This window comes from Streptomyces sp. ME02-8801-2C, from assembly GCF_033793965.1.
Lineage (GTDB): Bacteria > Actinomycetota > Actinomycetes > Streptomycetales > Streptomycetaceae > Streptomyces.
Window position 1 is genome coordinate 43,659 of the sequence record NZ_JARAXP010000024.1, and the last position, 25,336, is coordinate 68,994.

General features: G+C 68.9%; 24 protein-coding genes and 1 pseudogene. 6 read left to right on the forward strand and 19 right to left on the reverse strand.

All coding sequences use genetic code 11. From position 1 onward, the window contains the following. Window positions 1–136: 136 nt before the first annotated feature. Together PV396_RS40695 and PV396_RS40700 are read left to right on the forward strand one after the other, a co-directional pair. Window positions 137–1,009: an SDR family oxidoreductase gene (locus PV396_RS40695; protein WP_319213374.1), complete on the forward strand. Its 873-nt coding sequence runs from the start codon at window positions 137–139 to the stop codon at window positions 1,007–1,009. After that, window positions 1,006–2,163: an FUSC family protein gene (locus PV396_RS40700; RefSeq protein ID WP_319213375.1), complete on the forward strand. Its 1,158-nt coding sequence runs from the start codon at window positions 1,006–1,008 to the stop codon at window positions 2,161–2,163. The genes PV396_RS40695 and PV396_RS40700 overlap by 4 nt, the downstream gene beginning before the upstream one ends. A gap of 82 nt (window positions 2,164–2,245) precedes the next feature. Here the strand turns inward: PV396_RS40700 and PV396_RS40705 are convergent. Continuing rightward, a pseudogene (locus PV396_RS40705) lies at window positions 2,246–2,482 on the reverse strand (hemerythrin domain-containing protein); the annotation flags it as partial. A 104-nt stretch (window positions 2,483–2,586) separates the two neighbouring features. On the opposite strand from PV396_RS40705, the gene PV396_RS40710 reads away from it, so the two are divergent. Then, entirely contained in the window at window positions 2,587–3,843 is a 1,257-nt protein-coding gene (locus PV396_RS40710) for a cytochrome P450 (protein ID WP_319213376.1), read from the forward strand. A 67-nt stretch (window positions 3,844–3,910) separates the two neighbouring features. Here PV396_RS40710 and PV396_RS40715 read toward each other — a convergent pair whose 3' ends face one another. After that, window positions 3,911–4,918, reverse strand: a complete 1,008-nt coding sequence (locus PV396_RS40715) for an SDR family oxidoreductase (protein WP_319213377.1) — start codon at window positions 4,916–4,918, stop codon at window positions 3,911–3,913. Between the two features lie 177 nt (window positions 4,919–5,095). Here PV396_RS40715 and PV396_RS40720 point away from each other — a divergent pair, with 177 nt between their 5' ends. After that, window positions 5,096–5,644 carry a hypothetical protein gene (locus PV396_RS40720; protein ID WP_319213378.1) on the forward strand — a complete coding sequence of 183 codons (549 nt, stop codon included), beginning with the start codon at window positions 5,096–5,098 and terminating at the stop codon, window positions 5,642–5,644. Between the two features lie 3 nt (window positions 5,645–5,647). Here PV396_RS40720 and PV396_RS40725 read toward each other — a convergent pair whose 3' ends face one another. Continuing rightward, the gene (locus tag PV396_RS40725; protein ID WP_319213379.1) at window positions 5,648–7,108 is read right to left on the reverse strand and encodes an alpha/beta hydrolase; all 1,461 of its coding nucleotides are present in this window, start codon (window positions 7,106–7,108) and stop codon (window positions 5,648–5,650) included. Window positions 7,109–7,546: 438 nt separating this feature from the next. Here PV396_RS40725 and PV396_RS40730 point away from each other — a divergent pair, with 438 nt between their 5' ends. Together PV396_RS40730 and PV396_RS40735 are read left to right on the forward strand one after the other, a co-directional pair. Next, a complete protein-coding gene (locus PV396_RS40730) occupies window positions 7,547–8,680 on the forward strand; it encodes an ABC transporter substrate-binding protein (RefSeq protein WP_319213380.1) in 1,134 nt (377 codons plus the stop codon). Between the two features lie 214 nt (window positions 8,681–8,894). Next, the gene (locus tag PV396_RS40735) at window positions 8,895–9,143 is read left to right on the forward strand and encodes a hypothetical protein (RefSeq protein WP_319213381.1); all 249 of its coding nucleotides are present in this window, start codon (window positions 8,895–8,897) and stop codon (window positions 9,141–9,143) included. A gap of 329 nt (window positions 9,144–9,472) precedes the next feature. Here the strand turns inward: PV396_RS40735 and PV396_RS40740 are convergent, their stop codons facing one another. The 16 genes from PV396_RS40740 to PV396_RS40815 form a co-directional block, all read right to left on the reverse strand. Next, the gene (locus tag PV396_RS40740) at window positions 9,473–9,955 is read right to left on the reverse strand and encodes a flavin reductase family protein (RefSeq protein ID WP_319213382.1); all 483 of its coding nucleotides are present in this window, start codon (window positions 9,953–9,955) and stop codon (window positions 9,473–9,475) included. Window positions 9,956–10,166: 211 nt separating this feature from the next. Next, window positions 10,167–11,093 carry a transketolase family protein gene (locus PV396_RS40745; RefSeq protein ID WP_319213383.1) on the reverse strand — a complete coding sequence of 309 codons (927 nt, stop codon included), beginning with the start codon at window positions 11,091–11,093 and terminating at the stop codon, window positions 10,167–10,169. A gap of 46 nt (window positions 11,094–11,139) precedes the next feature. After that, on the reverse strand, window positions 11,140–11,970 hold the full coding sequence (locus PV396_RS40750) for a transketolase (RefSeq protein WP_319213384.1): 831 nt from the start codon (window positions 11,968–11,970) through the stop codon (window positions 11,140–11,142). After that, entirely contained in the window at window positions 11,967–13,109 is a 1,143-nt protein-coding gene (gene aepY, locus PV396_RS40755) for a phosphonopyruvate decarboxylase (protein ID WP_319213385.1), read from the reverse strand. The genes PV396_RS40750 and aepY overlap by 4 nt, the downstream gene beginning before the upstream one ends. 55 nt (window positions 13,110–13,164) lie before the next feature. Beyond that, a complete protein-coding gene (locus PV396_RS40760; protein ID WP_319213386.1) occupies window positions 13,165–13,917 on the reverse strand; it encodes an SDR family oxidoreductase in 753 nt (250 codons plus the stop codon). A gap of 101 nt (window positions 13,918–14,018) precedes the next feature. Beyond that, window positions 14,019–15,035, reverse strand: coding sequence for a hypothetical protein (locus tag PV396_RS40765; RefSeq protein ID WP_319213387.1), 1,017 nt, complete (start codon window positions 15,033–15,035; stop codon window positions 14,019–14,021). After that, complete coding sequence (locus tag PV396_RS40770; protein WP_319213388.1) at window positions 15,032–15,871, reverse strand: glycosyltransferase; 840 nt, start codon at window positions 15,869–15,871, stop codon at window positions 15,032–15,034. Before PV396_RS40770 ends, PV396_RS40765 begins: the two co-directional genes overlap by 4 nt. Before the next feature lie 176 nt (window positions 15,872–16,047). After that, the gene (locus PV396_RS40775) at window positions 16,048–16,965 is read right to left on the reverse strand and encodes a hypothetical protein (protein ID WP_319213389.1); all 918 of its coding nucleotides are present in this window, start codon (window positions 16,963–16,965) and stop codon (window positions 16,048–16,050) included. A 31-nt stretch (window positions 16,966–16,996) separates the two neighbouring features. After that, window positions 16,997–17,914, reverse strand: coding sequence for an isocitrate lyase/phosphoenolpyruvate mutase family protein (locus PV396_RS40780; protein ID WP_319213390.1), 918 nt, complete (start codon window positions 17,912–17,914; stop codon window positions 16,997–16,999). 268 nt (window positions 17,915–18,182) lie between these two features. Next, complete coding sequence (locus PV396_RS40785) at window positions 18,183–19,265, reverse strand: 3-deoxy-7-phosphoheptulonate synthase (RefSeq protein ID WP_319213391.1); 1,083 nt, start codon at window positions 19,263–19,265, stop codon at window positions 18,183–18,185. 285 nt (window positions 19,266–19,550) lie between these two features. After that, a complete protein-coding gene (locus PV396_RS40790) occupies window positions 19,551–20,315 on the reverse strand; it encodes an ABC transporter permease (protein ID WP_319213392.1) in 765 nt (254 codons plus the stop codon). Window positions 20,316–20,402: 87 nt separating this feature from the next. Beyond that, a complete protein-coding gene (locus PV396_RS40795; protein ID WP_319213423.1) occupies window positions 20,403–21,236 on the reverse strand; it encodes an ABC transporter permease in 834 nt (277 codons plus the stop codon). A 20-nt stretch (window positions 21,237–21,256) separates the two neighbouring features. Continuing rightward, on the reverse strand, window positions 21,257–22,351 hold the full coding sequence (locus tag PV396_RS40800) for an ATP-binding cassette domain-containing protein (RefSeq protein WP_319213393.1): 1,095 nt from the start codon (window positions 22,349–22,351) through the stop codon (window positions 21,257–21,259). Window positions 22,352–22,372: 21 nt separating this feature from the next. Next, complete coding sequence (locus PV396_RS40805) at window positions 22,373–23,392, reverse strand: glycosyltransferase family 2 protein (protein WP_319213394.1); 1,020 nt, start codon at window positions 23,390–23,392, stop codon at window positions 22,373–22,375. 52 nt (window positions 23,393–23,444) lie between these two features. Continuing rightward, the gene (locus tag PV396_RS40810) at window positions 23,445–24,608 is read right to left on the reverse strand and encodes an acyl-CoA dehydrogenase family protein (RefSeq protein WP_319213395.1); all 1,164 of its coding nucleotides are present in this window, start codon (window positions 24,606–24,608) and stop codon (window positions 23,445–23,447) included. Beyond that, window positions 24,605–24,877 (reverse strand): phosphopantetheine-binding protein, encoded by a 273-nt coding sequence (locus tag PV396_RS40815; protein ID WP_319213396.1) that lies wholly within the window; start codon window positions 24,875–24,877, stop codon window positions 24,605–24,607. Before PV396_RS40815 ends, PV396_RS40810 begins: the two co-directional genes overlap by 4 nt. Between the last annotated feature and the right edge of the window lie 459 nt (window positions 24,878–25,336).

The following is a 25,336-nucleotide window of genomic DNA, read 5'->3' on the forward strand; positions in this document are numbered from 1 at the left end:
CCGGATGCTGTCACCACGCACATGTGTACGAGTCCCGGCGTGAACCGGGTCTCGGTCCGTGTGGATCACGTCGGCGGGGGCACTCCGAGGAGTGGCTCACCCCCTCAGACGACCCCCCGACCGAGGAGCAGTTCCCGTGCCCGAGAACCCCACCGACAAGCACCCACGCCCCGACTTTCCGCAGCAGGATCAGCCGCACCCCGGCTGGACCGGCCCCATGGACCCGCCGCCCGACCACGGCGAGGACTCCTACGAAGGCAGCGGGCTCCTCCGCGACCGCAAGGCGGTGGTGACCGGCGGGGACTCCGGTATCGGGCGCGCGGTGGCCCTCGCCTACGCCCGCGAGGGCGCCGACGTGCTGTTCACCCACCTGCCGGAGGAGGAGAAGGAGGCCGCCGAGACGGTGCGCCTCGTCGAGGAGGCGGGCCGCACGGCCGTCGCCGTGGTCTGCGACATCCGCGAGGAGGAGCAGTGCCGCAAGCTGGTGGAGCGTGCCGTCGACGAGTTCGGCCGTATCGACGTCCTCGTCAACAACGCCGCCTACCAGATGTCCCAGCCGGACGGCATCGAAGCGATCTCCACGGAACAGTTCGACCGGGTGGTGCGCACCAACCTGTACGGCATGTTCTGGCTCTGCAAGCTGGCGCTGCCGCACATCCCCGCAGGGGGTTCCATCATCAACACCACGTCCGTGCAGGCGTACAAGCCGAGTCCGCATCTGCTCGACTACGCGATGACGAAGGGCGCCATCGTGACCTTCACGCAGGGGCTCGCGCAGATGGTGGCCTCCGACGGGGTCCGCGTCAACGCCGTGGCGCCGGGACCGGTGTGGACTCCGTTGATCCCGGCGACGCTCCCGGACACGGCGGAGTTCGGCAAGCAGTCACCGCTCGGCAGGCCCGCCCAACCGGCCGAGATCGCACCGGCGTTCGTCTTCCTCGCCTCGAACCACGCGAGTTTCGTCACCGCGGAGATCCTGAACGCCACGGGCGGCACCCCGCTCCCGTGACGGAGGGGAAGGGGAAGGGGAAGGGGTACACCGGTCGGATCGTCTGGCGCTCGATCCGCCAGGAAGCCGCCTCCGTACGGCGCTCGGCACGCAGGTGCGTCACCGAGGCCGGGCCCGAGCGCGACACGGCCGTACAGTCCCTCAAGGCGGCGGGCGCCGCGCTGCTGGCCTGGGCGTTGGCGGGCTGGTGGTGGAACGCGCCCATGGCCCTGCTGGCGCCGTGGACCGCGCTGTTCCTCGTCCAGCGCACCGTCTACCGGTCGCTCGTGTCGGGGTTGCAGCAGTTCGCCGTGGTGGTGACGGGCACGCTGCTCGCCGCGGGCGCGGGCGCGCTGACCCGGAACACCATGGCGGCGATGGCCCTGGCGTTACCGCTCACCGTGCTGCTCGGCAACTACGCCCGCTTCGGCGCGGAGGGCCTGTACGCCCCGACGGCCGCCCTCTTCGTGCTCGGCTACGGCTCGTACACCGGGTTCGACATCCTGCACCGGCTGCTGGAGACCCTGCTGGGCGCGGTCATCGGCATCTGCGTGAACGCCTTCGTCCTGCCGCCGGTGCACTCGCGCAACGTCCGCCGACTGAGGGGGCGGCTGCCCGAGGAGTGCGCCGACCTGCTGCACACAGCCGCCGACGGCCTCGACGGACCGTACGACCGGGAGCAGGCCCTTCGCTGGTACGACAGGGCGGTGTGGATCACCGACGTGGTGACGGAGCTGCGGTCGGCGCGGCGCTGGTCGGACGAGAGTTACCGGCTCAACCCCGGACACCGGATGCGCAGGTCCCTGTCCCCGCCTCCCCAGGCCGAGTGGGACCTCGTCTGGGACCGGATCGCCGAGGACATCAGGGCGACGACGCGCACCCTGACGGAGGTCACCGTGCTGCCGGACGGCGTGCCCGGCATCCTCGCGACCCTGCTGCGGGCCGCCGGCGACGTGCTCGCCGCCGAGGAGGGCGACAGGACCGAGGCGGCGGAGACGGCGGCGGCAGCGCACGGCCGACTGACGCGCGTCCTCGCACGCGGCCACGCCGAGACCACTCCCGAACTCGGCGGACTGACCGCGGACACCCAACGCCTCCTGGACGACCTGACGACACCCCTCGTCACGACACGGCCACACCGCACGGAGTCGAAAGCACCCGCCACCCCCTCCTGACCGACGCGATACGCAGAGGGGGTGCGGGCCCGTTCCGGCCATGGCGCACGGTGGCCGGCACGGCCCCTCGGAGTGCTGCGGCTCAGCCGTCCTTGTCCATGGCCGAGCGGACCGCGTCCCTCGTACGGTCGATCAGCGCGGCCACCGGGCCGAGTGTCATGTTCTTGGCCGCGGACTCGGTGCCCGGATGGGGGCAGGTGGGGGCCATCACCTCGGCCGCCTTGACGGCGCCGGCCAGGGAGGTGAGGCGGGCGGGGTCCGCGGTGCGGCGGATGTGGATGAACTCGTAGCGTTCCTCGGCGCGGGCGTGGGCCATCACCCGTGCAGGGCCACGGCCAGGCACCCGTGGCCTTTGGGCGGAAACGGCCGGGACTCACCCGGATGCCGCGTTTCCGGCCAGGCCCGAGGGGCACTCGGCCAGCCATGGATCACAGTCCCCGCTCCCCGCTCGCCGACAGCTCGCTCGCCCTGCTCACCAAGGGGTACGCCTGGCTGCCCGACCGCCGGCGCCACGCCTCGGGCCCCGTCGTGCGCACCCGGCTGATGGGGCAGCACACGGTCGCCCTGTACGGGCCGGACGCCGTCCGGTTCTTCTACGACGAACAGCACGTGGAGCGGGCGACGGCGCTCCCCGGGCCCGTACTGAGCACCCTGTTCGGCCAGGGAGCCGTGCACACCCTGGACGGACACGCCCATCGCGTCCGCAAGGGCATGTTCCTCTCCCTGCTCACCGGGGCGCGGGCGGTCACCGGGGTCGTGGAGGAGGTCACCGGGGAGTGGGACGAGTCCGTGGCGTCGTGGCCCGGCCGCCCCTCGGTCGTCGTCTTCGACGAGGCGAGCCGCATCCTCACCAGGGGTGTCTGCCGGTGGGCCGGTCTGCCCCTCGCCGACGCCGACGAGGTGGCCGGGGACCTGGTCGCCATGGTCGACGGTTTCGCCACGCCGGGCCCACGCCATTGGCGGGCCCGGCGCGCCCGCTCCCGCGCCGAGGCATGGCTCGCGGCCCTGGTCGAGGACGTACGGCGGGGCACCGCCACCGCGCCGACCGGCTCGGCGCTCGACGTGGTGGTCCTGCACCGGGACGCCGACGGCCGGCACCTCGACCCGCACACGGCCGCGGTCGAACTGCTCAACGTCATCCGGCCGACCGTCGCGGTGTGCTGGTTCGTCACCTACGCCGCTCACGCGCTGCACCGCGCCCCCGACATCCGGGAGCGGCTGCGCGAGGACGACACCGCGTACGCCGTGGCCTTCGCCCACGAGGTGCGGCGCTTCTACCCGTTCGCCCCCTTCCTCGGCGGCCGGGCCGTCACCGACCTGCGGTGGCAGGGAGAGGCAATCCCGTCCGGCGCGCTGGTCCTGCTCGACCTGTACGGCCAGAACCACGACCCGGACGTCTTCCCGGACCCGTACACCTTCGACCCGCGCCGCTTCCTGGATCACCCGCCGGCCCGCGACGAGCTGATCCCCCAGGGCGGCGGCGAGCGCGCCGACGGTCACCGCTGCCCCGGGGAGGACATCACGATCGCCCTGCTGCGCGCCCTCGGGCCGCGCCTGGCCGGCCTGGAGTACGCGGTGCCCGCACAGGACCTGAGGATCCCGCTGAACCGCATGCCGTCCCGGGTACGCAGCGGATTCGTCATCGAGGGCGTCCGGGTACCGGTGCCGGTCGCGAGCTGACGGCAGCGGCGCGTGGTGCCTGGCGAGCGCGGGGGGTGGTCGTACAGCGGACCGCCGTTCAGGCCGCTCAGGCGGCCGTCGCGCCCCGGCTCATCCGGCGGCCGGCCGTCACAGCCGCTCCCGCCAGGGCCGCGACGGTGGCCGTCCTGCGCATCGCCGTACGTCGGCGGCCGTGCCAGCCGCCGTGCACGGCTCCCTCGCCGGGGGCGGGGACGTGCAGTGCGCCGTGCGTGGCCGGGGCCTCCTCGTCGTGGTCGAGGTGGCCCTTGTCCGTCTGCCGTGCCATGGCCCGTTCGGCGAGTCCCGGCGCCATACGTGACTGACGTACCAGCGCGCGGCCCGCCGGGCCGACCACCACCTCGCGGCGGGGATGGCGGGCCAGGTCCACGACCGCCTTGGCGACCCGCTCCGGGCTGTACACCGGGGGCATCGCGACCACCTTGCGGCCGGTGTAGTTCGCCGCGTGCTCGAAGTGCGGGGTGTCGATGGTCGCGGGCATCACCGTGCACACGTGGATGCCCTTCGTGCCCTCCACCCGCAACTGCTGCCGCAGACTCTGCCCGAGCCCCTGTACGGCGTGCTTCGACATGCTGTACGGATGGCTGTAGGGCTGGGAGACGGCGCCCACGATGGACGAGATGTTGATCAGCGTCCCGGTGCCGTTCCGCCCGCCGGGGCCGTTCTCCCGCATGGCGCGCAGAGCCGCCCGGGCGCCGTGCACATAGCCCATGACGTTGACGTCGAGGACCCTGCGGAAGTCCTCCAGCGGTACGTCCTCGAAGCGGCCGAAGGCATTGACGGCGGCGTTGTTGACCCAGACGTCGATCCGGCCGAACTCCTCGACCGCCCGCCGCGCCAGGTCGTCGACCGCCTTGGCGTCCGTCATGTCGGTCGGTACGACCAGCGCCCGGGCCCCGCGATGCCGCGTGCACTCCTGAGCGGTCGCCTCCAGCGCCTCCTCGCGGCGCGCGGCGAGCACGACGGCGCATCCCTTGCGTGCGAAGGCCTCGGCCGTGGCGCGTCCGATGCCGCCGGACGCGCCGGTCACCACCACGACCTGGTTGCGCAGTCCCATTCCGTACCTCCTCGGCTGCCGAGCCGGACGTCCTGTGTCCGCCTCCGTGGCGCACCGGGTACCCGCGAGCGCCGGATCGGCTCAGCCGGGGGCGACCGGATTCGGGACGGTGTGACCGCGTCGCCGGGGGTACTCGGCCACCGACTCCGTCGATCCCAAGGGAAAGGGAGTGGTCCCATGTACGACCGTCCGACCCCGACCGACACGGACCTGCTCGGCATCTACCTCAACGACCATCTCGCCGGAGCCACCCTCGGTACGGACCGGGCCCGGTCGCTCGCCGAGGCCGAGGCCGAGCGGGACCCGGCGCTCTCCGACGCCGTGGGGCCGATCGCGGACGAGATCGCCGAGGACCGTACCGCCCTGCTGCGGGTCATGCGGTCGCTCGACGTCCCCGTCCGCCGCTACAAGCTCGTCGCGGGCCGGCTGGCCGAGCGGATGGGCCGGCTCAAGCCCAACGGCCGGGTCGTACGGCGCTCTCCGCTCGCCCCCATGCTGGAGCTGGAGCTGCTGCGGCTGGGCGTGGAGGGCAAGGCCGCCGCCTGGCGGACGCTGCGCCGACTGGCCGACGCCGACGACCGCCTGGACCCCGGACGACTCGACGGCCTGCTCCAACGCGCCGAGCGGCAACTGGAGACGCTGGAACAGCTGCGCACACGGCAGGTCACCGAGACGTTCCAGCCCTGGGGCGAGACCTCGACCTCGCCCCAGGGGGCACGCGCCTGAAACCTACGGTTTGTACGAGGCGTGCGAGTCGTGCGCCTTGTACGCCGAGGCGTCGCGGCCGACCGACAGGTTCGCCGGGCGGTACGGGACATAGGCCGCCCCGTCCAGGCCGAGCGCGGTGGCGGACTTCTGGAGCGCGGCCGGGGTCGCCACGTCGTCCCACCGGCCGGTTTCGACACGGTGTTCGAGGGCGTGCAGGGCGGCCACCGTCTCGGCGGTGGTGAACACGCAGTGGCCCTGCCGCTCGACGTAGGCCTGCCGCAGCAACGCGCCGTCCCCCGAGGCGCGCACGCGGGCGGCGAAGCGGTTCTCCTGCTCCACCGGGACCAGGTTGTCGGCGGTGGTGTGGATGTCGAGCAGGGGCACCTCGAGCCCCTGGCCCGCGGAGGAGGTCCGTTGCGCTGTGCGGACGGCGGCGGGATCGGCGGTGATGGTGGCACCCGAGGTCAGTGTGCGCAGGTCGGCGCGCAGATCGAGGCCGGCGGCCCGGTAGAGGGCGCGGACCTGCGGCGCGTGCTGCGAATCGGCGAGCAGACGGGCGTAGTCCACCCCCTTGTTCCAGGAGTTGTTGCCGCCGACGGACTGCTCGATGGCGTACCGTCCGCCCTCGACGAACGACAGGATGCCCTGCGCGAACCACGCGTACTGCTGCTCCTGCTGACCCGCCCAGTCGGTCGGGGCCGGCCGGTCCTTGCCCGGCGCCCAGGCGGGCAGGTTGAGGAAGGCGGCGGCCAGCGCGACGCGGGCCCGGCCCTGGGGGGTGGCCTGGGCGGCGGTGACCGCCTTGGTGAGCAGATCGGCGGTGGCGGCGGCTTCGGCGGTCGTGCCGAACCGTACGAGCTTGACGTCCTGCTCGGGCAGCAGCAGACGGGCGATCGTGTACTCGGCGTCCAGCTGGTAGTTCTCGAGGTCGTTCGCTCCCGCGACCAGCCCGCACTGGCCGAGCGCGCCGTCGATGCGCCCGCCGCCGTCCCGGGCCAGCTGCGCGTTGACGAGGCCGCCCATCGAACTGCCGATGGCCAGCGTGCGCGTCGGCTTGCCGATCTTCGCGGCGACGGCGTCGATGGTGGCGAACTGGTCTCGCGCGGCGCTGTTCAGGGCCCACATCGAACCGTTCGGATCGTACGACGACCCGGCCATCGCATAGCCCTTGGCGAGCAGCGCGGTGCGTACGGCGTCGCTGGGGGCGTTCCTCGCGACCAGGGTGCCGAAGCCGTGGCTGAACACCAGAAGGGTGCCGTTCCAGTTGTCGGGCACATCGGCGATCCAGGTGGCGCCGTCGGAAAGGGTGCCGGTGAGATGCCCGGTGACGGCGGCCTCCGGCTGGGCGGCGGAGGAGGGAAGCGTGGTGAGGGCCGCGGAGGTCAGCGCGGCCAGGACGGCGAGGGCGACACGCGAGCGGGTGCGACGGGTACGGCGGGTGGGGCCGGTGGGACCGGTGGGGGGACGGGTGTCTGCGGGCATGGAGCGGCTCCTGAATGGGGGGCGGTTTACGGAGCGGGACCGGACAGATGCTCAGTGCACTGAACGAAGACGTGCAGGAATGTAGGGCTTATTTCTTGCGGCCGTCAAGATAATGCACAACTTTGCTGGGGATCCGGCACCCTCCTACGCCGCCCCGCCCGCCGCGAATCCGGCTCCCACATGTCCCCACCGATCCCATGCGACTCACATCACACCGCGTGCACCCCCCGCGAGAGATCCTGACTCGTCAGATACAGTCTTGTCAGACAACTAGATCGCGTCCGCCAGGGCGAGATGACATGGGGTTGATATGGACCTGCCGGGCAATCCGCAGCAGTACACCGGTTTGGCCGTTTCCACTCCCACCGTCCCGGCCGAGGCGGTCAACCGCCCGTACGCCGGGAACACCCCTGCCCCCACGCAGAATGGGTTAACCAAATGAACAGCCTTCCCAGCCGACGACGCCTCCTCGCCACCGGCGCAGGCGCCGCGCTCGGTCTCGGCGCACTCGGCGCCACCGCGTCCCCCGCCGCGGCCGCCCCCGCCGCGAAGGGCGCCGGCACCGAGGAGACCAGGACCCTCGACGAGCTGTACCAGGCAGCCATCGCCGAAGGCGGCAAGCTCGTGATCTACGCGGGCGGCGACCTCGCCAACTCGGGCAGCGGCGCCGGCGCCCGAACCGCCTTCCGCCAGCGGTTCCCGCAGATCGACCTCAACCTCATCGTGGACTACAGCAAGTACCACGACGTCCGCGTGGACAACCAGTTCGCGACCGACACCCTGGTCCCCGACCTGGTGCAGTTGCAGACGCTGCACGACTTCACCCGCTGGAAGCGCCAGGGGCGGCTGCTCCGCTACAAGCCCGCCGGCTTCAGCAAACTCCACAAGAAGTTCAAGGACCCGGACGGCGCCTGGGTGGCCGGCATGGTCATCGCCTTCAGCTACCTGTACGACGTTGCCGCGGCCGGAGCGAACGCGCCGCGGACGCCGCTGGACCTGGCCGACCCCCGCTGGAAGGGCGCCATCGCCTCCTCCTACCCGCACGACGACGACGCGGTGCTCTATCTCTTCGCCCTCTACGCCAAGACCTACGGCTGGGACTGGGTGGCCGGCTTCGCCGCCCAGCAGCCGCAGTTCGCCCGCGGCTCCTTCTCCCCCGGCACCGCGGTCACCAACAAGGAGAAGATCATCGGCGTCGGCACGGGTGGCAACCCGCTCGCCACCAGCCCGAACCGCTGGATGATGACCGACGGGCACCCGTTCATGGCGTGGGGACAGCGGCTCGCCATCCTGAAGCAGGCCGCCAACCCCACGGCGGCCAAGCTCTACCTCAACTGGCAGCTGTCCACCGAGCGTCAGACCTCCAACAACTGGTCGGTGCGCACGGACATCGCGCCGCCCGCCGGCCTGAAGCCGATCTGGGAGTACCCGAACGCCAACCTGGACGGGTTCCCCCGCTTCATGGAGGACCGGGCCCAGGTCGAGCAGCTGAAGCAGACCTTCGCCCTCTACTTCGGCGAGGTCAAGGGCGACCCGACACCCGGCTGGCCCGGCCTGCACCCGGGCGCCTGACGCCCCACGGAGTCCGTACGGACCGCCCTGGGGGCCTCCGGTCGCGCACGACGTCATCGGCATCCCCACCGCCCCCGGCGGGTGGGGATGCCCTGCCGTGGGGATGCCTTGGCCCCGGCCGCGCGATGGACGTCGCGTCGACCCCCGCGGGATTCCCGGTCACACGAGACCGTGCCTCCCCCTCCCCCATGTCGGTCCCCCACCTGTTGACGCCGTGCAGGCCGAGGTAGCTGCCATTGAGCTGGAAGCCGGTGTTGGCGTCGACCGCGACGGACCGAAGGCCCAGGCGTTCGGTCACCACATCCGCGATCCTGTCCGCGCCCGCGGTGATGTCGTGGATCTCGACGCCGGCGTTGTAGAGGTAGGGATCCGCCAGGCCGTTCCACTGGCGCGGGCTGGTGATGGTTACGGTCTGACTGGCGTGGGGGTGCCCATTGCGGACGGCGCCGCGTCGCCGGGCTGATGCGGGCGGCGGGCCTGGAGGGCCGCCACCGCGGACGACGGCACCTGACCACCGTCCCCGACCCTCGCGCCGCCTCCCGTCCCGGCCTCGTCCTGCGGCAGTTCGCACCCGGCCGGTAATCCTTCACTCGGATCGTGGCTGTGTCAGACACCAGTCAGCAATTCGCCACCCTGACAACGGAGTTCGGCATCCGCCTGTTGCTCGACACGAGAACCTGGCCCAGCCGGGCCGCGGCCCGCACCGCAGTCTTCGACTTTGTCGAGGTCGAGGGATGGCACAACTTGCACCGACCGCACAGCAGCCTCGGCTACCGCGGTCCCGCACATCGATCAGAGGAACGGTCTGTGCGTGCCGAAGGAACGTCGGTGGTAGGTGAGAGGTTGCACGCTGCCCGCCTCGCTGACGACGGCGTGAGCCAGAAGGACGATGTGGTCCCCGGCATCGACGGTGTCGGCCAGCCTGCAGGCGATCCATGCTGCCGAGCCGGGCAGGCGAGGCAGCCCCTCGCTGGGGAACCAGTGGACGCCCCGGAACTTCTCGGTACTTGTCCGAGCGAAAGCAGTAGCGAGATTGACCTGGTGCGCGCCCAGGACGTTGAGGCCGAAGAGGCCGATCCGCCGGACGATCGCAAGCAGTTGCGAGCGTTTGTCCAGGGACACCAGCACCATGGGAGGCGTCAGCGACAGGGACGCGAACGCACTGACTGTGCTGCCGTGTGGGCGCTCTCCGTCCATCGCCGTGACCACGGCGACCGGGGAGGCGACGGCGGCCATGGCGTCGCGGAACGTCCTCTGGTCGACACCCCGCGTCATGGTGCCGACACCGGCCGGACCGCGAGGGCCGAGCCCGGGCAACGGGCGAGAGCATCGAAGGCGGTACCCACCCTGTTCCAGGTATCAGTCATGGTCATCGGCGCAGGAGCGACCGCGTTCACCGCGCCGTGCCGTGTCCCGCTCGCCGCAACACGACCCTCGGCCGATGGATGCGGTGGAGTCCCCGCGTGCACCCGCACAGTCCTGGTGATCATTTACGGCGCGCTCCTCCGGAAAGCGGCACAGACAGCCACCCGCCCTCTGTCTCACGAGGGTCACCCGGGCCCAGCGCGTCACGCACGGTGGTTGTGATCGCCTCGCAGGAGATCCCATATCGTTCGAGCAGCTGAGCGTGCGGGCCGGTTTCAGTGAAACGGTCCGCGATGCCCAGAGTCAGGGTCCGGGGTCCGCGCTCCGCCGCGATGACTTCCGCGACGCATCCGCCCAGGCCCCCGATGGTCGTGTGCTCCTCGACCGTGACAACCAGCTCTGACTGTCCCACGAGGTCAAGAAACCGTTCCTGTGCGAACGGCTTCAGACGCAACACGCCGACCACCGCTGTGGGAACCCCCTGCGCGTTCAGTTCATCCGCTGCCCGTACGCACACACCGACGGCGACGCCGCAGCCCACCAGGGTCACTCTGGGCCGAGGCACCGCCCAAAGCCGCAGCGAGTCCTCCACCAGCGGACCGCCCGCGACCGGAGGCACGGGATCGCGGCTCAGTCGTACGTACGCGGGACCTTCTGCGGCCAACGCGGCGCCCCCTGCATGAGCCACGTCGGAGTTGTCCGCCGGTACCCAGATGCTCATTCCCGGAACCGCACGGAGAAAGGCCAGATCGGTGATTCCGTGATGGGGTGCCCCCTCAAGGCCTGCCGAGAGGCCCGCGTAGTGACCGGCGATGGTGACCGGCAGCCCCGGCAGGGCGAGAGAGAGCAGGATCTGCTCCGCGCCGCGGCCGACCACGATCGATGAGAAGCCGGAGACCACCGGCCGGAACCCTGTCAAGGCCAGCCCCGCAGCCATACCGATCATGTTCTGTTCTGCGATCCCCGCGTTGAGAAACGACTCGGGAAAGCGTTGCTGGAACCGGGCGGACCGGGTCGACCTGGCGCAGTCGCCGTCCAGGACGTACACCCGGCTGTCCTGCTCCCGAGCCGTCATCAGAACGTCGCCGAATGCCTCACGCATGGCTCAACTCCTCCACGGCAGCTGCCAGTCGGGACTGATCACAGACCGAATGCCATTCCACGGCCCCCTCCATGAAGGACACACCACGCCCCTTGACCGTGCGTGCCATCACAGCCGTCGGCCGGGAGCGCGGCCGCAGGGCCTCGACGAGCGCGGCGCAGTCGTGTCCGTCCACCGTCACCGTCTCCCAGCCGAAGGACTCCCACTTCCGGGCCAGCGGCGCGGCGCCCATGATCGCGTCGGTGGGACCGTCGTGCTGGATCCCGTTGACATCGACGATCGCGGTGAGACCGTCCAGGCCCAACTGCCCCGCCGCCATGGCGGCCTCCCACACCTGGCCCTCCTGGCATTCGCCGTCGCCCAGCAGGGCGAAGACCCTGGCGCGCGCCGCTCGATGCCGTAGCCCGAGGGCAATGCCCACCGCCACCGAGAACGCCTGGCCGAGTGACCCGGAACTCACCTCGACGCCAGGTGTCAGCCGACTGTCCGGATGTCCCTGCAGAGGGGACCCCAGGCTGCGCAGGGTGCCGCAGGTCCCCTCCGGCAGGACACCGAGGTCGAGCAGGACCGCGTACAGAGCAGGCGCCGCGTGTCCCTTGGACAGGACGAAACGGTCACGGTCGAGGTCCGTCACGAGCGGATCGCCCTGTCTCCGGTCCGCTACGAGGCCTCGCCCCGGGCTCATCACCCCGTAGTGCAAGGTGGTGAGGATCTCGATCGTCGAGAGCGAACTGCCGGGGTGCCCCGCTCCGGCAGCCGCGATCATCCGCATCGTGTCCAGGCGCAGTTGGTCGGCTTTCGAGTGCAACGCGTCGGCGTTCATCGGCACATGTCCTCCTCTGCCGTCGCGCCCGCGCTCATGAAGGATGCGAACCGGGCGTGCAACGCCGGCGCGGAGATCGACGAGGTCGCGCGGTTGGGTACGGCGCCGTCGATCGGGCCGACGGGGACGACCATGAAGTGGGGGCCGGTTGTGCGCAGCATCATCTCCGCGCCCTCCTCGATCTCCTCACGCGTGCGGCACACGCGAGCCGACGCATAGCCGAGCCCGCGTGCCACTGCCGCGAAGTCCACCGTGCCGGAGGTGGTGGGCTGGGCTCCAGTCGATTCGTACGTACCGTTGTCGAACAGCACGTGCACGAGACCGATCGGTGCCCGCGACCCGATCGTCGACATCGTGCCCAAGTGCATGAGTGCGGCGCCGTCGCCGTCGAGCACGACCACCGGCCCGGCCCCGCCGTCCTGATGAGCCGCGCCCAGGGCCACGCCCAGGCCGAGCGCGGACGCGTGTCCCATCGATCCCTGCATGTAGAAGTGGGAGTCCGCGTCGCCGGCCGCGAACAACTCGCGCGAGGTATATCCGGTGGTCGAGACGACGGGCAGGCCGGAGAACTTCGACAGCAGCAGCGGCAGCGCCTCCGCCCGCGTCAGACGGCCGGCCCCTCCTTGCTGCGGTGGCGCGGAACGCTTGCCGACAGCGCCCTTCTGGACCAGTACGAACGCCGGTCTTCCCTGGGCCAGTTCCTTCTCGGCCTCGGCAAGGATGCCACCCAGGTCCGTACTGTCCTGGTACAGCGTCCAGTGCGCCACTCCCAGGGCGTCCAGCAGGGCATGCGTCGCAGAGCCCATCACGGCGTGCTGGGGCTCGTCGTCCGCGGGGTCGGGCCAGCCCCGCAGGCTCATGAAGACCAGCGTCGGGATCCGATAGGTCAAGAGGAGAGAGGTCAGCGGATTGATCATGTTTCCCAGGCCGGAGTTCTGGGCGATGACGGCCGTCCGGACGCCTCGGAGGGCGGCACCGGCGGCCATCGTGAGCGCTGCCCCTTCGCTCGCAGCGGGCACGTAGACCCCCTGGGCGCTGAGCCGCTCGATAGGGCCCGAGAAGTAGGAACACGGAACCCCGCTGACGAAGCCGACGTCCTGGTCCTCGAGTACGTCGCAGAATTGATCTGAACTGATCATGGATACGCTCCAGAAGGTGCTGCGCGTCGCGCCCGTACGGGATGCCTGAGGGGTCTCAACGTCCGAGCACTGCCCCGCCGTTGAGACCGATGACCTGGCCGGTGAGGTAGCCGGCGTCGGGAGAGGCGAGGTAGTCGACCGCGGCCGCCACGTCACGCGGGGTGCCAACCCGGCCGACCAGCGTGTCGTCTCGTTTCCTGGACCGGAACGCCCCATCGGCCGTGTCCCCGAAAATCTCCGTGCCGGCGATGTATCCGGGTGCGAGCACGTTGACGGTGATCCCGGCGGGCCCGAGTTCCTTGGCGAGCCCCAGGCTCCAACCGTGGAGTCCGGCCTTCGCGGCTGCGTACGAGCCGTATGAGTGTGCCCCGGTTCCGCCGCGCTGTGCCGCGGTGGAACTGATGACGACCACCCGGCCCCCCGGCCGCGCCAGTCGGTCGCGCAGGGCACTGGTCAGCAGAACCGCGGTGAGAAGGTTGGTGTCCAGATCGTGGCGCCAGGCAGCCGACAGGGCATGGAGGCTGTCGTCGGTCGGCGGGGTGGCGTTGGCTCCCGCGTTGTTCACCAGGACGCCGACCTCCCCGAGCGCGGCGATGCGGTCTCCTGCCCGCTCCACCTGGCCCGGGTCCCGCAGGTCGGCCGCCATCACGTGGATCCGGTCCTCCCCGATGTCGGACCGGGCCTTCTCCAGCACCTCCCGCCGCCGTCCGATGATGACCACGCGGTCCCCGCTTGCCGCGAAGGTAGCCGCGATCGCCTTCCCGATTCCTGTCCCACCGCCCGATACGACCACCAGCCGACCCGGCATGAACGCTCCTTCCGATGGCTTGTGACAACTGTCGTGCCCGTCCCTGGGCGAAGCGGCGCGGCGCCGTGCCGGACGCAACTCCACGAACCCCGCCCAGTGCGTCAGGTATGCCGGGCCAGGGTCTTCAGCAACAGGTCCGCCGCCTGGGCCGCATCCTTGTAGCCGTAGGAGAGCCGCAGGCAGCGCTCCGCGGAGGGTGGCCGGGCATCCGTCAACGGCGCCGGCTCGATGCCCAGCCACCGGGCCCTGGCGGGCAGTACTTCCTCCCGAACGAGCGCGGCACCGGTGGCGCTGTCGAGTTCCTCGCACCGGATCGGCGCCGACTCGGTACTGACCTCGGGCACCACGATCGCGCGCAGCGGCAGTGGGCCGACTGCCACGCGGCCGGTGTCTCCGGAGAAGTACGAGGCGAGGGACACAACTCGCTTGGGACGGTCGGGGGCGTCGATCAGCCGAATGGGGTCCGTCCAGCCGAGAACATCCGTGCCTGCCGTGTCGGCGCGGGCGTACAGCCGGTCGTTGGACACCAGCCGCGCTCCGGCCGCGACGGCGGCCAGCACCGTCGTCGTCTTCCCTGCTCCCTTGGGCCCGGTCACGGCGAAGGCGTCGCCACCCATGGCGAATCCGGACGCGTGCACGGTGAGCACACCCGCCGCTTCAAAACCCGTGCTCACCATCTGCTTGACCACCCGAAGGGCGTCGCGCGTGCCGAGGGAGGGATCGGGGTTCACGATACGGACTCGGTCCCGCGTCACCAGAAAACCGCTCCCGGTATGGGGGTTGACGACCAGTCGGTCCACGCCGGGGAGGCCCGTGTAGACCACACCCTCGTTGAAGTCGGGGACGTACCCGTCGGGAGAGGCATAGAGCGTCACCGGACACGGTTCGGCGGCGGCCGTCACCCCGGGCCGTACCCGGCCCACGACAAGTTCGACCCGCAACTGACCGGGGTGAGGAGCCACGGAGCGCGCCTGGGGCCAGAAGTAGTCGGCCACCGCCTCCAGGAACTTTTCCGGACCCGCGATCGAGAGCTCGTGATGGTCGTAGAGGCGCAGCGTCCACGTCCGGCTCTCGACGTCGTTCGTCTCCAGCTGAGAAAGCCGGTCGGCAGCGTTCATGTCCGTGTCCAAAGCGATTCCAGCAGCGGGAGGTGGTGATTGATGTCGGACAGTCCGGCCTGCCGGAAGCCGAGTTCTCTTCTGTCGTCGGGGAAGGGCTGCGCGATGATGTCGGCCACTTCGTCCAGCGAGTCGAAAAGAAAGCCCGCCGACCCCACGTACTCCTTGAGGTCCGGCCTGATGTTCTGCATGCATACGCCGACTCCGGCAGCCTGAGCCTCGGCGACCGCCATCGGCCAGCCGACCGTCCGCAGCTCCGCAGAAGCCGTGTAGACCAGCCACCGGTGCTTCTTGTACTCGGTCGGCATGAGTCGGTGCTCGACGAGCGGGTGCATGACCACCGGGTTGCCGCTCGCCCGGTTGTACTCCGCGATGCGCCGTGATTCGTAGCCCATGGCATACAGGTTGAACGTCCGTTCGGGGACGCTGCGTGCGAGGTCGATGAACAACTCGTGGTTCTTCTTCGGCAGGCAGGCGCCGACGTTCATGATCATGTCCCCGTTGACGGAGGTGTCCGCGAAACGGCCGACGTCCACCACAGGACGGCACGGGACGACCTTCTTGTCCGAGACACCCCAGGACAACAGGAGATCCACGGTGAAGGGAAACGTGAGCACACCGAGGCACAGATCGTCGTTGAAAGAGGCAACCGCCTCGTCCCGAACCGCCGGCTTGGCCAACAGATCGTAGGAATGGGCACGGACCGTGAACGGCACGCCGGTACGCCGGGCCAGGCGCCGCAGGGCCGGCGCGTGATGAGCGTAGTGGCCGTGCAGCACATCGGCCTGGAACTCCTCGACGTGCCGAACCTGCGCGTCGATGTCCTCACCGTTCACTGATACGAAGGGATGATGTTCGGACGCCGGAAGATCCGCTGCGCCGAACGACACGATACTTGTCGTATGGCGCGCGGCCACGGCACGTATCTCCGTTTCCAGATACGTCTCCGAAAGCTGTGGATACCGGCGCACCACATACATCACACGTGAGGTCATAACCGCTCTCGCCTCGGTCAGCCGTCCTCGCGCCGCTGCGCGAAGTATTCATGAACCCGTCGGTGCAGTTCGGGTTTGTCCGAACTCCACTCCCAGCAGCCGCCGGCCACGGCGATGTCATGCGTCGGATCGAAACCGAGATCCGCAACCATCTGGTACCGGGTGCCGTAACCGCGGTGCGACACGTCGCCGTGCCACAGATGGACCAGGTCGCCGTCCAGGTAGTCGACCCGCCCGTCGACCGCCTCGGCGAACGGCTTGGCCCACTCCAGGAGATGTTCACGCTGGTACTCGTTGCGGGGGCGGCAGGCCAGAAGGTGGTCGATGCGGTCGATGGCCGTGCTGGCCAGCTCCCGGGTGCCGCCGCCGACGATCGACGCGTCATAGAGCCCGTGCCGCAGGATCACCTCCGCCCTGGCCACCCAGGCGTAGCCGCAGTGCAGCGGGACGGGGTCCGTGCCGATGCGCCAGGTGCGCAGCCGTTCCTCGACGAGGGCTCCCTCCACGTACTGGAGCGCGAAGCTCGGCCGGACCACGGCCGACGGCGGCGGGTCGTCGATCTGGTCCGCGCGCACCTCACGGGCCCTGGAGAAGGGTTGGAGAAGGACGGCCGTTTCGAGCTTGCGCAGGGCGAGTCGGGCCCAGTCGTCGTCCTCCAGCACGACGTCGCAGTCGATCCAGGCGACTGCCGTGCAGTTCTCCGGCAACCGGTCCAGTGCGACGTTGAGCAGTCGCTCCTTCTGCCAGAGCGTGCTGCCGCCGGACAGTTGGACAAGGATGTCGGCGTCCGCGGGGCCGAGTTCGAAGCGGCCATCGGGAGAGTGCTCCACGGTGATCAGCGGAACGTTCAGTCGCTGCCGGAAGAGCTGGTAGTTGGCGAAACGGGTCCGGTAACCCGCCGGATTGAAATAGCTGGTGATCGCCCAGAGCGTCATGTGCGGTCTCCTTCAGCAGCAGGACGTCCCGTCAAGAGGCCTTCATCGCATCGGTGTTGTCGCCAGTCATGATCCGGGTGAGCTCTCGCCAGGGCAGATCGCCGATCAGCTTGTCCGTCTCGACCAGGTCGAAGACTTCGCTCACAGCGGCGATGGACGGCTCCATCTCCGCGGTGGACCCGGTGCGTGCCAGACTCGCCAGGAGGTCCTCGCCGGAGCGGATCATCGCCCGCAGCATCTGATTGGCGTAAATGGCGCCCGCGAGTCCCAGGTCCCGCAACTGGTGGAAGTCCGTGGTGTAGTACGTCGTCGGTACGGCGAAGATCGGCACCGAGCTCCCCCTCGCCCGGAACTCGGCGCAGAACTCGGCAATCTGCCCGGCGTCCTGAGCACGGCTGTGGATCAGCACCGCGTCTGCCCCGGCCGAGCAGTACAGTTCGGCCCGCCGCAGCGCGTCCTCCGAACCGGCCCCGGCGATCAAGGACTCCAGCCTGGCGATCACCACGAAGTCTCCCTGCCGCTGGGCCGACTTGGCAGCGGAGATCTTCATGGCGAAGGCTTCCGGGTCTTCCAGTGTGTTGCCGTCCCGGAAGCTGTTGCGCTTCGGTCCCTGCTTGTCCTCGATGCAGACCGCGTCGATGCCGGACTCCTCGTACAGCCGCACCATGCGACGCACCACGTTGACGTCCCCGAAGCCCGCGTCCACGTCGGCGATCACCGGCAGCGCCGTCACCCGGCGGATCCGGACCGCGTCGGCGTGGAACTCCGTCATGGTCAGCAGGCCGGCGTCAGGCACTCCATGGGCCGCGGAGATGCCGAGGCCACCTGCCCAGACGGCCTCGAACCCCGCTCTTTCGGCCAGGATCGCAGTGAGGCCGTCATGCACGCCGACCGTCCGGACGAAGGTGCCGGAGGCGAGCATGTGACGCAGTGCCATCCGCTGGGACATGGGAACCCCTTCCACTGGTGTGCGAGACCGCATGGCTCAGAGCAGCACGCGGAGCCTCAGAGGGCGTTCGTACAGGCACAGGCCCTCGGCGACACGGACAGGGTCCGCATCGCCGGCCACCGTGCTGGTGTTCGCCCGGACACAACGGCCTCGTCACACACTGCCGCAACCCGCAGGAAGGCGTCAGACGCCAGTGATCGCACCAACGGGCATACCCATTCGGGCACGAGGGTGACGGCACGTCATCGCGGGTCGAAGCACTGTCCCCTCAGCGGCGCGACGTCCGCCGCCGACGGACCGCCGCCGCCAACTCGCCCAGCAGCACCTCCGTCTGATCCCATCCCACGCAGGCGTCGGTCACACTCTGCCCGTAGACGAGCGTGTGCAACGGGCCCGGCTCCTGCCGCCCCGCGCGCAGGAAGCTCTCGATCATCAGTCCGGTCATCCCTCGCTCTCCGTCGGCGATCCGGTCCGCGATCTCCCGGACCACCTCGGCCTGGCGCATGTGGTCCTTGCCGCTGTTGGCGTGACTCGCGTCGATGACCAGGTTCTCCGGCATCCCGGACGCCGCCAGCAGCGCGAGCGCGTCCCTGACGTGTTCGGGACCGTGGTTGGGTCCTCCGCGCCCCCCGCGCAGAATGATGTGGCAGTCGGGGTTGCCGCTCGTCGAGACGACCGAGGCGGTGCCGTGCTCGTCGATGCCGAAGAAGACGTGGCGGCCGGCGGCCGACCTGCAGCCGTCCACGGCCGGCTGCAGGTGGCCGTCCGTCGCGTTCTTGAAGCCGACGGGCATGGACAGTCCCGAGGCGAGCTGGCGGTGCACCTGGCTCTCAGGGGTACGTGCACCGATCGCTCCCCAGGTCACCGCGTCCGCGATGTACTGAGGACTGGTCGGCTCCAGGAACTCGCATCCGACGGGCAGCCCTGTGTCGAGGACGTCGAGCAGAACCTGGCGGGCCAGGCGCAGGCCGTTGTGGACGTCGTGTGTGCCGTCCAGGTGCGGGTCGTTGATGAGTCCCTTCCAGCCGAGCGTCGTCCGCGGCTTCTCGAAGTACACCCGCATCACGACGCAGAGGTCGTCGCTCAGCGCCGCGCTCGCCGCGGCCAACCGCTCCGCGTACTCTCGCGCCGCGGCCGGGTCGTGGACGGAACACGGGCCGACGATCAGCAGCAGACGGTCGTCGTCGCCGGTGAGTACATCCTTGACCTGACGTCGGCCGTCCTGGACAACGGCCGCGCGAGCCGCACCCAAGGGGAGTTCAGCGCGCAGGACGGCCGGCGGGACGAGGGGCTGGAAGTCGGTGATCCGCAGATCGTTCGTCTGCGCATCACCGATGGTGGATACGACCACAGTGGGGTTCCGTTTCGGTTCACGAGGCGGAGCCCACCAAGTCGTACGCGTCTACCGCATCGCCCGGTGCCGTCCGCCTCAACGACGAAAGGGCAGAGGCGAAACGCCTCTGCCCTGTTGGCTCCGGGTGGTTGCTCAGTCAGCGCATGCGACGACCGGCTCCGCCCGGAGCCAACGCAAAGCGCCAATAGCAACGCACCGATGTAGACATGGATGGGACCCTAGCAGAGCGTGACGCCGGTCTTGTCCGGCGCACCCCTGGACGGTCGTGGACCTGCTCCCCACTCAGTGGTTGGTGCCGGTGAAGTGGCTCAGACTTCGGTTCCACAGCAGACGTGAGGCGATGAAGGCGAGCAAGCCGAGGAGCGGCGACGCCACCGCAAGCCACACAGGTACGCCCAGCGTGCCGCCGTGGCCGGTGAGGATGGCGGCGGGGAAGTACGCGACGAAGGCGAGGGGCACCGCGCAGGTGAACACGACCTGCGCGATCTTGGGAAGAATGCTCAGCGGGTAGTTGCCGAACGTACCCATCAACTCCTCGAACCAGGTGCTCCAGTAGGACGTGGCCGGAAAGTGCAGGGCAGCGCTCGAGATGGCGGTGAATATCGCGGATTCCATGAACATTCCGCCGACGACCGCACCCGCGAGAAAGAGGATTCGGGCAACCGTCCACTCGTGTTGGCTTCTGCTGATCGCCGCTGCGAACAGGCTGATCGCGACGATCAGGTCACCGAGGGCGTTCGCCGGGAAGAAGGCGAGCTGTACCTGTCGGTAGACGGGCATCGGCCTGACGAGATACGCCTCGACCAGGCCCTCCTGAACCAGGAACTTCAGGTTGAAGACGCGGCCGAAGAACAGCACGTAGAGGCCGTGGGCGAGCATTCTGAGACCCGCGATCAACAGGACGTCGGAACTGGCCCAGCCACCGACTCCCGAGAACCGCACCAGCAGCACGCCGGCGAAGACGATGACAGAGACCTGCCAGACCGCTCCGATGGCGATACTCAACAGGAAATTGGTTCGGTACTCCATGAGCGCTCTGAAGTTCATTTTGGTCAGGCGCCAGGCGACCTTCCAGTCGGCAGCGAACCGCACCAGTCGACCAGGAGGCCGGACAGAAGGATGGACGGCCACGGTTCACCCTCCCTGAGAGATGACACGACGAGCGGATCGGTGCCACAGCCATCTGGTACAGAGCGCCAGCCCGGCGCCCCAGAGGACCTGGTACATGAGGTACCGGGGAGCCGCACCGAGAGGGATCCTCCCGATGTAGATCGAAAGCGGCACATTGAGGCTGTACTGAAACGGCAGGAAACTGCTCACGGTGACGAACCACGCGGGAAAGAACCACAACGGGGCGTAGACCCCGGACAGCAGATTCTGCGTGAACTGCAGAATCAACAGGGCCGCGTTGTTGCGCAGTGTCCAGAAGCACATCAGATCGATCATCAGCATGACGTGGTACAGCACCCATTGACCGAGCAGCAGACTGAGCAGGAAGACGGTCAGCACGCGCCCCGATCCCGGTAGCTCGACCGCGCCCACTGCCCAACAGACCAGGTAGCCGGCCAACGCCCAGACGAATCCGTACAGTTGGTCGCCGACGGCGCGCAGAGCGTAGTAGTGACGCGGCGTCAAGGGGCGCAGGAACCAGTACACGATGGTGCCGAAGTTCATGTGCTGCAACACGGTGTCCCGCCCGGTCGACCGGTCGATGCTGCGCATGCGAATGGCCAGGGTGGCCAGGACCGCGTACCCGACCGCCTGCTCACGGTCGATTCCCGCGGTCACCCCTGTGTGGGCGTACAGCCCTCGCCACAGGCAGACCACGAGGAAGAGCTGGACGGCCAGTCTCAGCGCTACGGCGGTCAGCCGGGGCGGCACCAACAGCTCGCCCAGAGCGCTGATCGCGGCGATACCCCAGGCGCGTGACAGCACGACCGGCCAAAAGCCGGGCGACGTCTTGGCCATGGCACCGGAAGAGGCCATGGTCACGCTCCTCGTACGACCGACTCGGTGGCGGAACCGCCGTCACCGTGCGTCCGCTCGTCCTCGCGGAGATAGGCGGCTCGCATCACGTCTTCCAAGTCGTTCTGCTCCAGCTTCAGATCGACGACTTCGTAACACCCGATCACTCGACGCAGCGCCTCCTGCATGGTCGGGTTCGTGTCGTCCGGACCGAAGACGACCTGGGAGCCCTGCCGATGCAGGATGCGGACACCTGGCGGCGGAGTCGGCTGCTCCGCTGCCGGGTCGGCGCCGAGGTCCCCGAGCGTCGCGTGGATCTGCCAGCCACCGAAGCGGCGGCGTATCTCGTCCAAGTGGCCGTCCAGGACGGTGCGGCCGTGGTTGATCAGCACCACGCGCTCGGCCAGTCTGGCTACTTCCGTCATGTCGTGGGTGGTGAGCAGTACGGTCCGGCCGCGCTTGTCCACCTCTCGGCGCAGGAACTCGCGGACCTGTTCCTTGGCGATCACATCCATGCCGATGGTGGGTTCGTCCAGGAACACGACCTGCGGGCCGTGCAGGAAGGCCGCGGCGAGGTCGCACCGCACCCGCTGTCCGAGGGAAAGGTGCCGCACTCTCGTGTCCCAGAAGCTCCGAAGCTCCAGGATTTCGTCGAACTCCCTTATGCGGGCGCGATGTTCCGCCTCGGGGACACCGTAGATGTCGCGCAGGATGCGGAGCGACTCACGAGCGGGCAGGTCCCACCACAGTTGAGTGCGCTGTCCGAAGACCGCGCCGATGGTGCGGGCGTTGCGTCTGCGATCGCGATGCGGCACCAGTCCGGCCACACGTGCGACGCCGGAAGTCGGTACCAGGATCCCCGTGAGCATCTTGATGGTGGTGGACTTGCCCGCGCCGTTCGGGCCCAGCAGAGCGAGCAGTTCACCGGGGCCGACGCTGAAGGTCACGTCCGACACGGCGGCTTTCACCGTCCGCTCCGGGTTGACCAGGGAGCGCACGGCGCCGGCGAAGCCCGGGCGTCGTATCGCGGTGCGAAAGACCTTGCGCAGGTTCCGTGCCGTGATTCCTGCCTCGTGTTCTCGACCGCTGCCGGGACGGCTGTCCGTCAGGAGAACCATGAAAGAAGTGTCTCGCTCTCGTCAGAGGTACGTGCTGTACGGTTGCCGCTCCGCCAGGCGGACCAGCTCCGGAATTCTGCGTTCGGCCAACAGCCGGTAGTAGCAGGCCGTCTCCGCACTGATCCTCTGCACCGTGTCCTCGTCGGCGCCCTTCAGGAATGACTCCGCGAATTGCAGGATCGCGTCGCGTCGCGTCGTCCCGGCTCGTGGGAGGGCGAGCATCAGGATCAGCACATCGTGTTCCAGGGCGATCAGGTCATAAGCCCTCTTCAGATCCGGGCTGTGACCGGCGAGAAAGGCGGAGACGGTACGCACCTGCTCCATCCGGCCGTCGAGTGCGGCCGCCTCGAAGAGCCGTTGCGTGATGGACGGCGGCCCGCCCTCTCGCACGCGCCAGAGATAGACGGTGGAGTCGAGGACGTCGACGCTTTGCGACAGAACATGGGCCGCCACGGCGACGGGCGCGTCCTCATGCAGATGCTCGGGGAAGCGGAAATCGTTGCGGTCCCAGAAGGAGCGGCAGTACACCTTGTTCCAGACTGTCCGATCTCCCAGGAGGTCGGTCTTCTTGGTGATATGCGTTCTCAGGGCCTCCTCGTCGAATATCCCGGCGTGGAGGGACGAAGGCCAGCTGCCCTGACCGTCGAATCGGCGTACGCCGCCGCACGCGATGTCGGAACCCGTTCTCCTCAGCGATGCGACCAGGTTCTCGTAGGCGGTCGGTACGACGATGTCGTCGGCGTCCACGAAGGCCAGATAGCGTCCCGCGGCCTGCCGGAGACCCGTGTTGCGCGCGGCGCCGACGCCGGACTTGCGCTGATGCACGAGACGGAACCGCGTGTCCCCTCGCGCGAAGGCCGCGGCTGCCTCACAGCTGGAGTCTGTCGAGGCGTCGTCGACCATGATGACCTCGAAATCGTCGAATGTCTGACGCGCGATCGAATCGAGACACTCCCCGACATAGCTCTCCACATTGTGGAAAGGAACGACAACACTGAGTTGAGGGCGCACTTCTTGTGGACCTCCTCCGCTCTGGAACACGGCATGCCTGTGTAGACCGGATGGCAGCGCGTCCTGGACGCGTCTGGAAGCATCAGAGAAGATCGACCTTGGTGTCCAGGAGGGCCAAGGCTCCGGTCGCGGGCCACATCCTGTCGTTGGAATGGTTCAGCCGAGCCGACCGCAGGTCCCGGAAGGCCCGTTCGAGGCCGAGTGGTGCGGAGCGCATGTACCCAGGCCCCATACCGGCCGTCTGGAGCATCGCGTCGACCGCGCGGAACGTCAGTTCCGACGCCGCCAGTTTCAGCGAATTCAGGCGCAGTTGAGTCACCGGTGCGGACAACCCGGATCCCTCGGCCCGAGCCGCCTCCACCGAGGCACAGACGCGGTGGAGATACGCGCTGACCAGGTCGAGGTCCACCCGGATGCGTCCCAGCCGCTCCCGCAGCAACTCGGAGCGCACCTGCGGCCCGCCCTGTCTGCGCGGTGCGCGCAGCCAGCGGATCAGCCGCCGATATGCTCCCTCGGCGGCACCCAGCCAGCAGGCCGACCAGCCGATGTGCGCGGTCGGGACCATGCTCTCCCGTGCGACTTCCTGGAACTTTCCCGCCTCGCCCACGACATTCCCGGCGGGCACTTCGCCCGAGATCTCCCAGCCGAGGCTCTCCGTCCCACGCATGCCCATCGGGTCCCAGTCGCCGCTGCCGACCAGCGTGAGCTGCTCCCGCCTCGCGTACAGCAGGGAGACCTCGTGCGGCTGGGCCTCCTGATGGGCCCGCAAGGTCACCAGGAACCCGTCTGCCTGCATCCCTCCCGTGACCACCGGAGCGCGGCGGCCGGTGAAGGCCGCGCGGCCGTTCTCGACACGGAGGGGGGTGTGCGCGGTGAACAGATCAGAGCCGCGGCCGGCCTCCGTGGTCACCGAGGCGAGGTACTCCTTGCCCGCGGCGATACGCGGCAGCACCTCCGAGCGGAGGTCGGCGCTCGCGTGCCGAACCAGCGCGTCCGCCTGCGAGACGTGCATGGCCCAGATCATCGCGGTGGACAGACATGCGGGAGCAAGAGTGCGGGCGACCTTCGTGATCTCTTCGAGAGACGCGCCGCGCCCTCCGTACTCCGGTGGCACATTGATGCCCATGAGGCCGCAGTCACGCAACGCCTGAAGACCGGCAACCGGGAAACCCGCTTCGCGGTCGGTGCGGTCGGCGTTCTCGGACAGGATGTCCAGCGTCTCGGGCGGTACGGAGAACCCGCTCATCGACTCTCTCCCCGAACACCAGGAGACGTGAGGTGGCCGATGGTCTTCCACAAGGCGGCGGGTGTGGCGAAGGACTGCGGACCAATGGCCTCGTCGGGGAACACCACTTCGTAGGTCTCCTCGATGCGGACGATGAGTTCCACGATGGCCATGGAGTCCACTCCCTGCGCCGCCAGATCGAGATGCGGTGCGATACCGGCGTCAACGGGAACACCTTTCAGCACTCCCCTGATCAGGTTATCGAATTTATCGTCCCATTCTCGTTCCACCGTCGCAGGTCACCTTTCTGGATCGCGTCAGATCAAACCGCGGCGCGCTGCCCACACAACCGCTTCTATGGGAGTTGCGACTCCGATCCCGTCGCAGAGGGACCGTATGCGCCGTCGCAGCGTTCGACCTGATGTGCACAGGATTCGAGCAATCGTCTCCGCCGGGAGGCCCTGCGCCAGCAGGTAGAGCAGTTGATGGTTCTCCTCGGAGACTTCCTGTGAGCGTTCACGGCATATGCAGCCAACACTTTCAATCTCCCTCCCGTGAGGCAAGGCGGGCATCACGCGGCGACCTCCACAGTTCGAAGCTTGCCAACGTGAACCAAATATGACGGGACGACTTTGGTTCGTCAAGACCTTCGCCTATGGGTAATACGAAGTCCCCGAATTCCCAGGTACGGACACTTCATCGAAAGTTTTCGAGGCTTCTCCCCAGGATCACCACAGCAATCCGGAAAC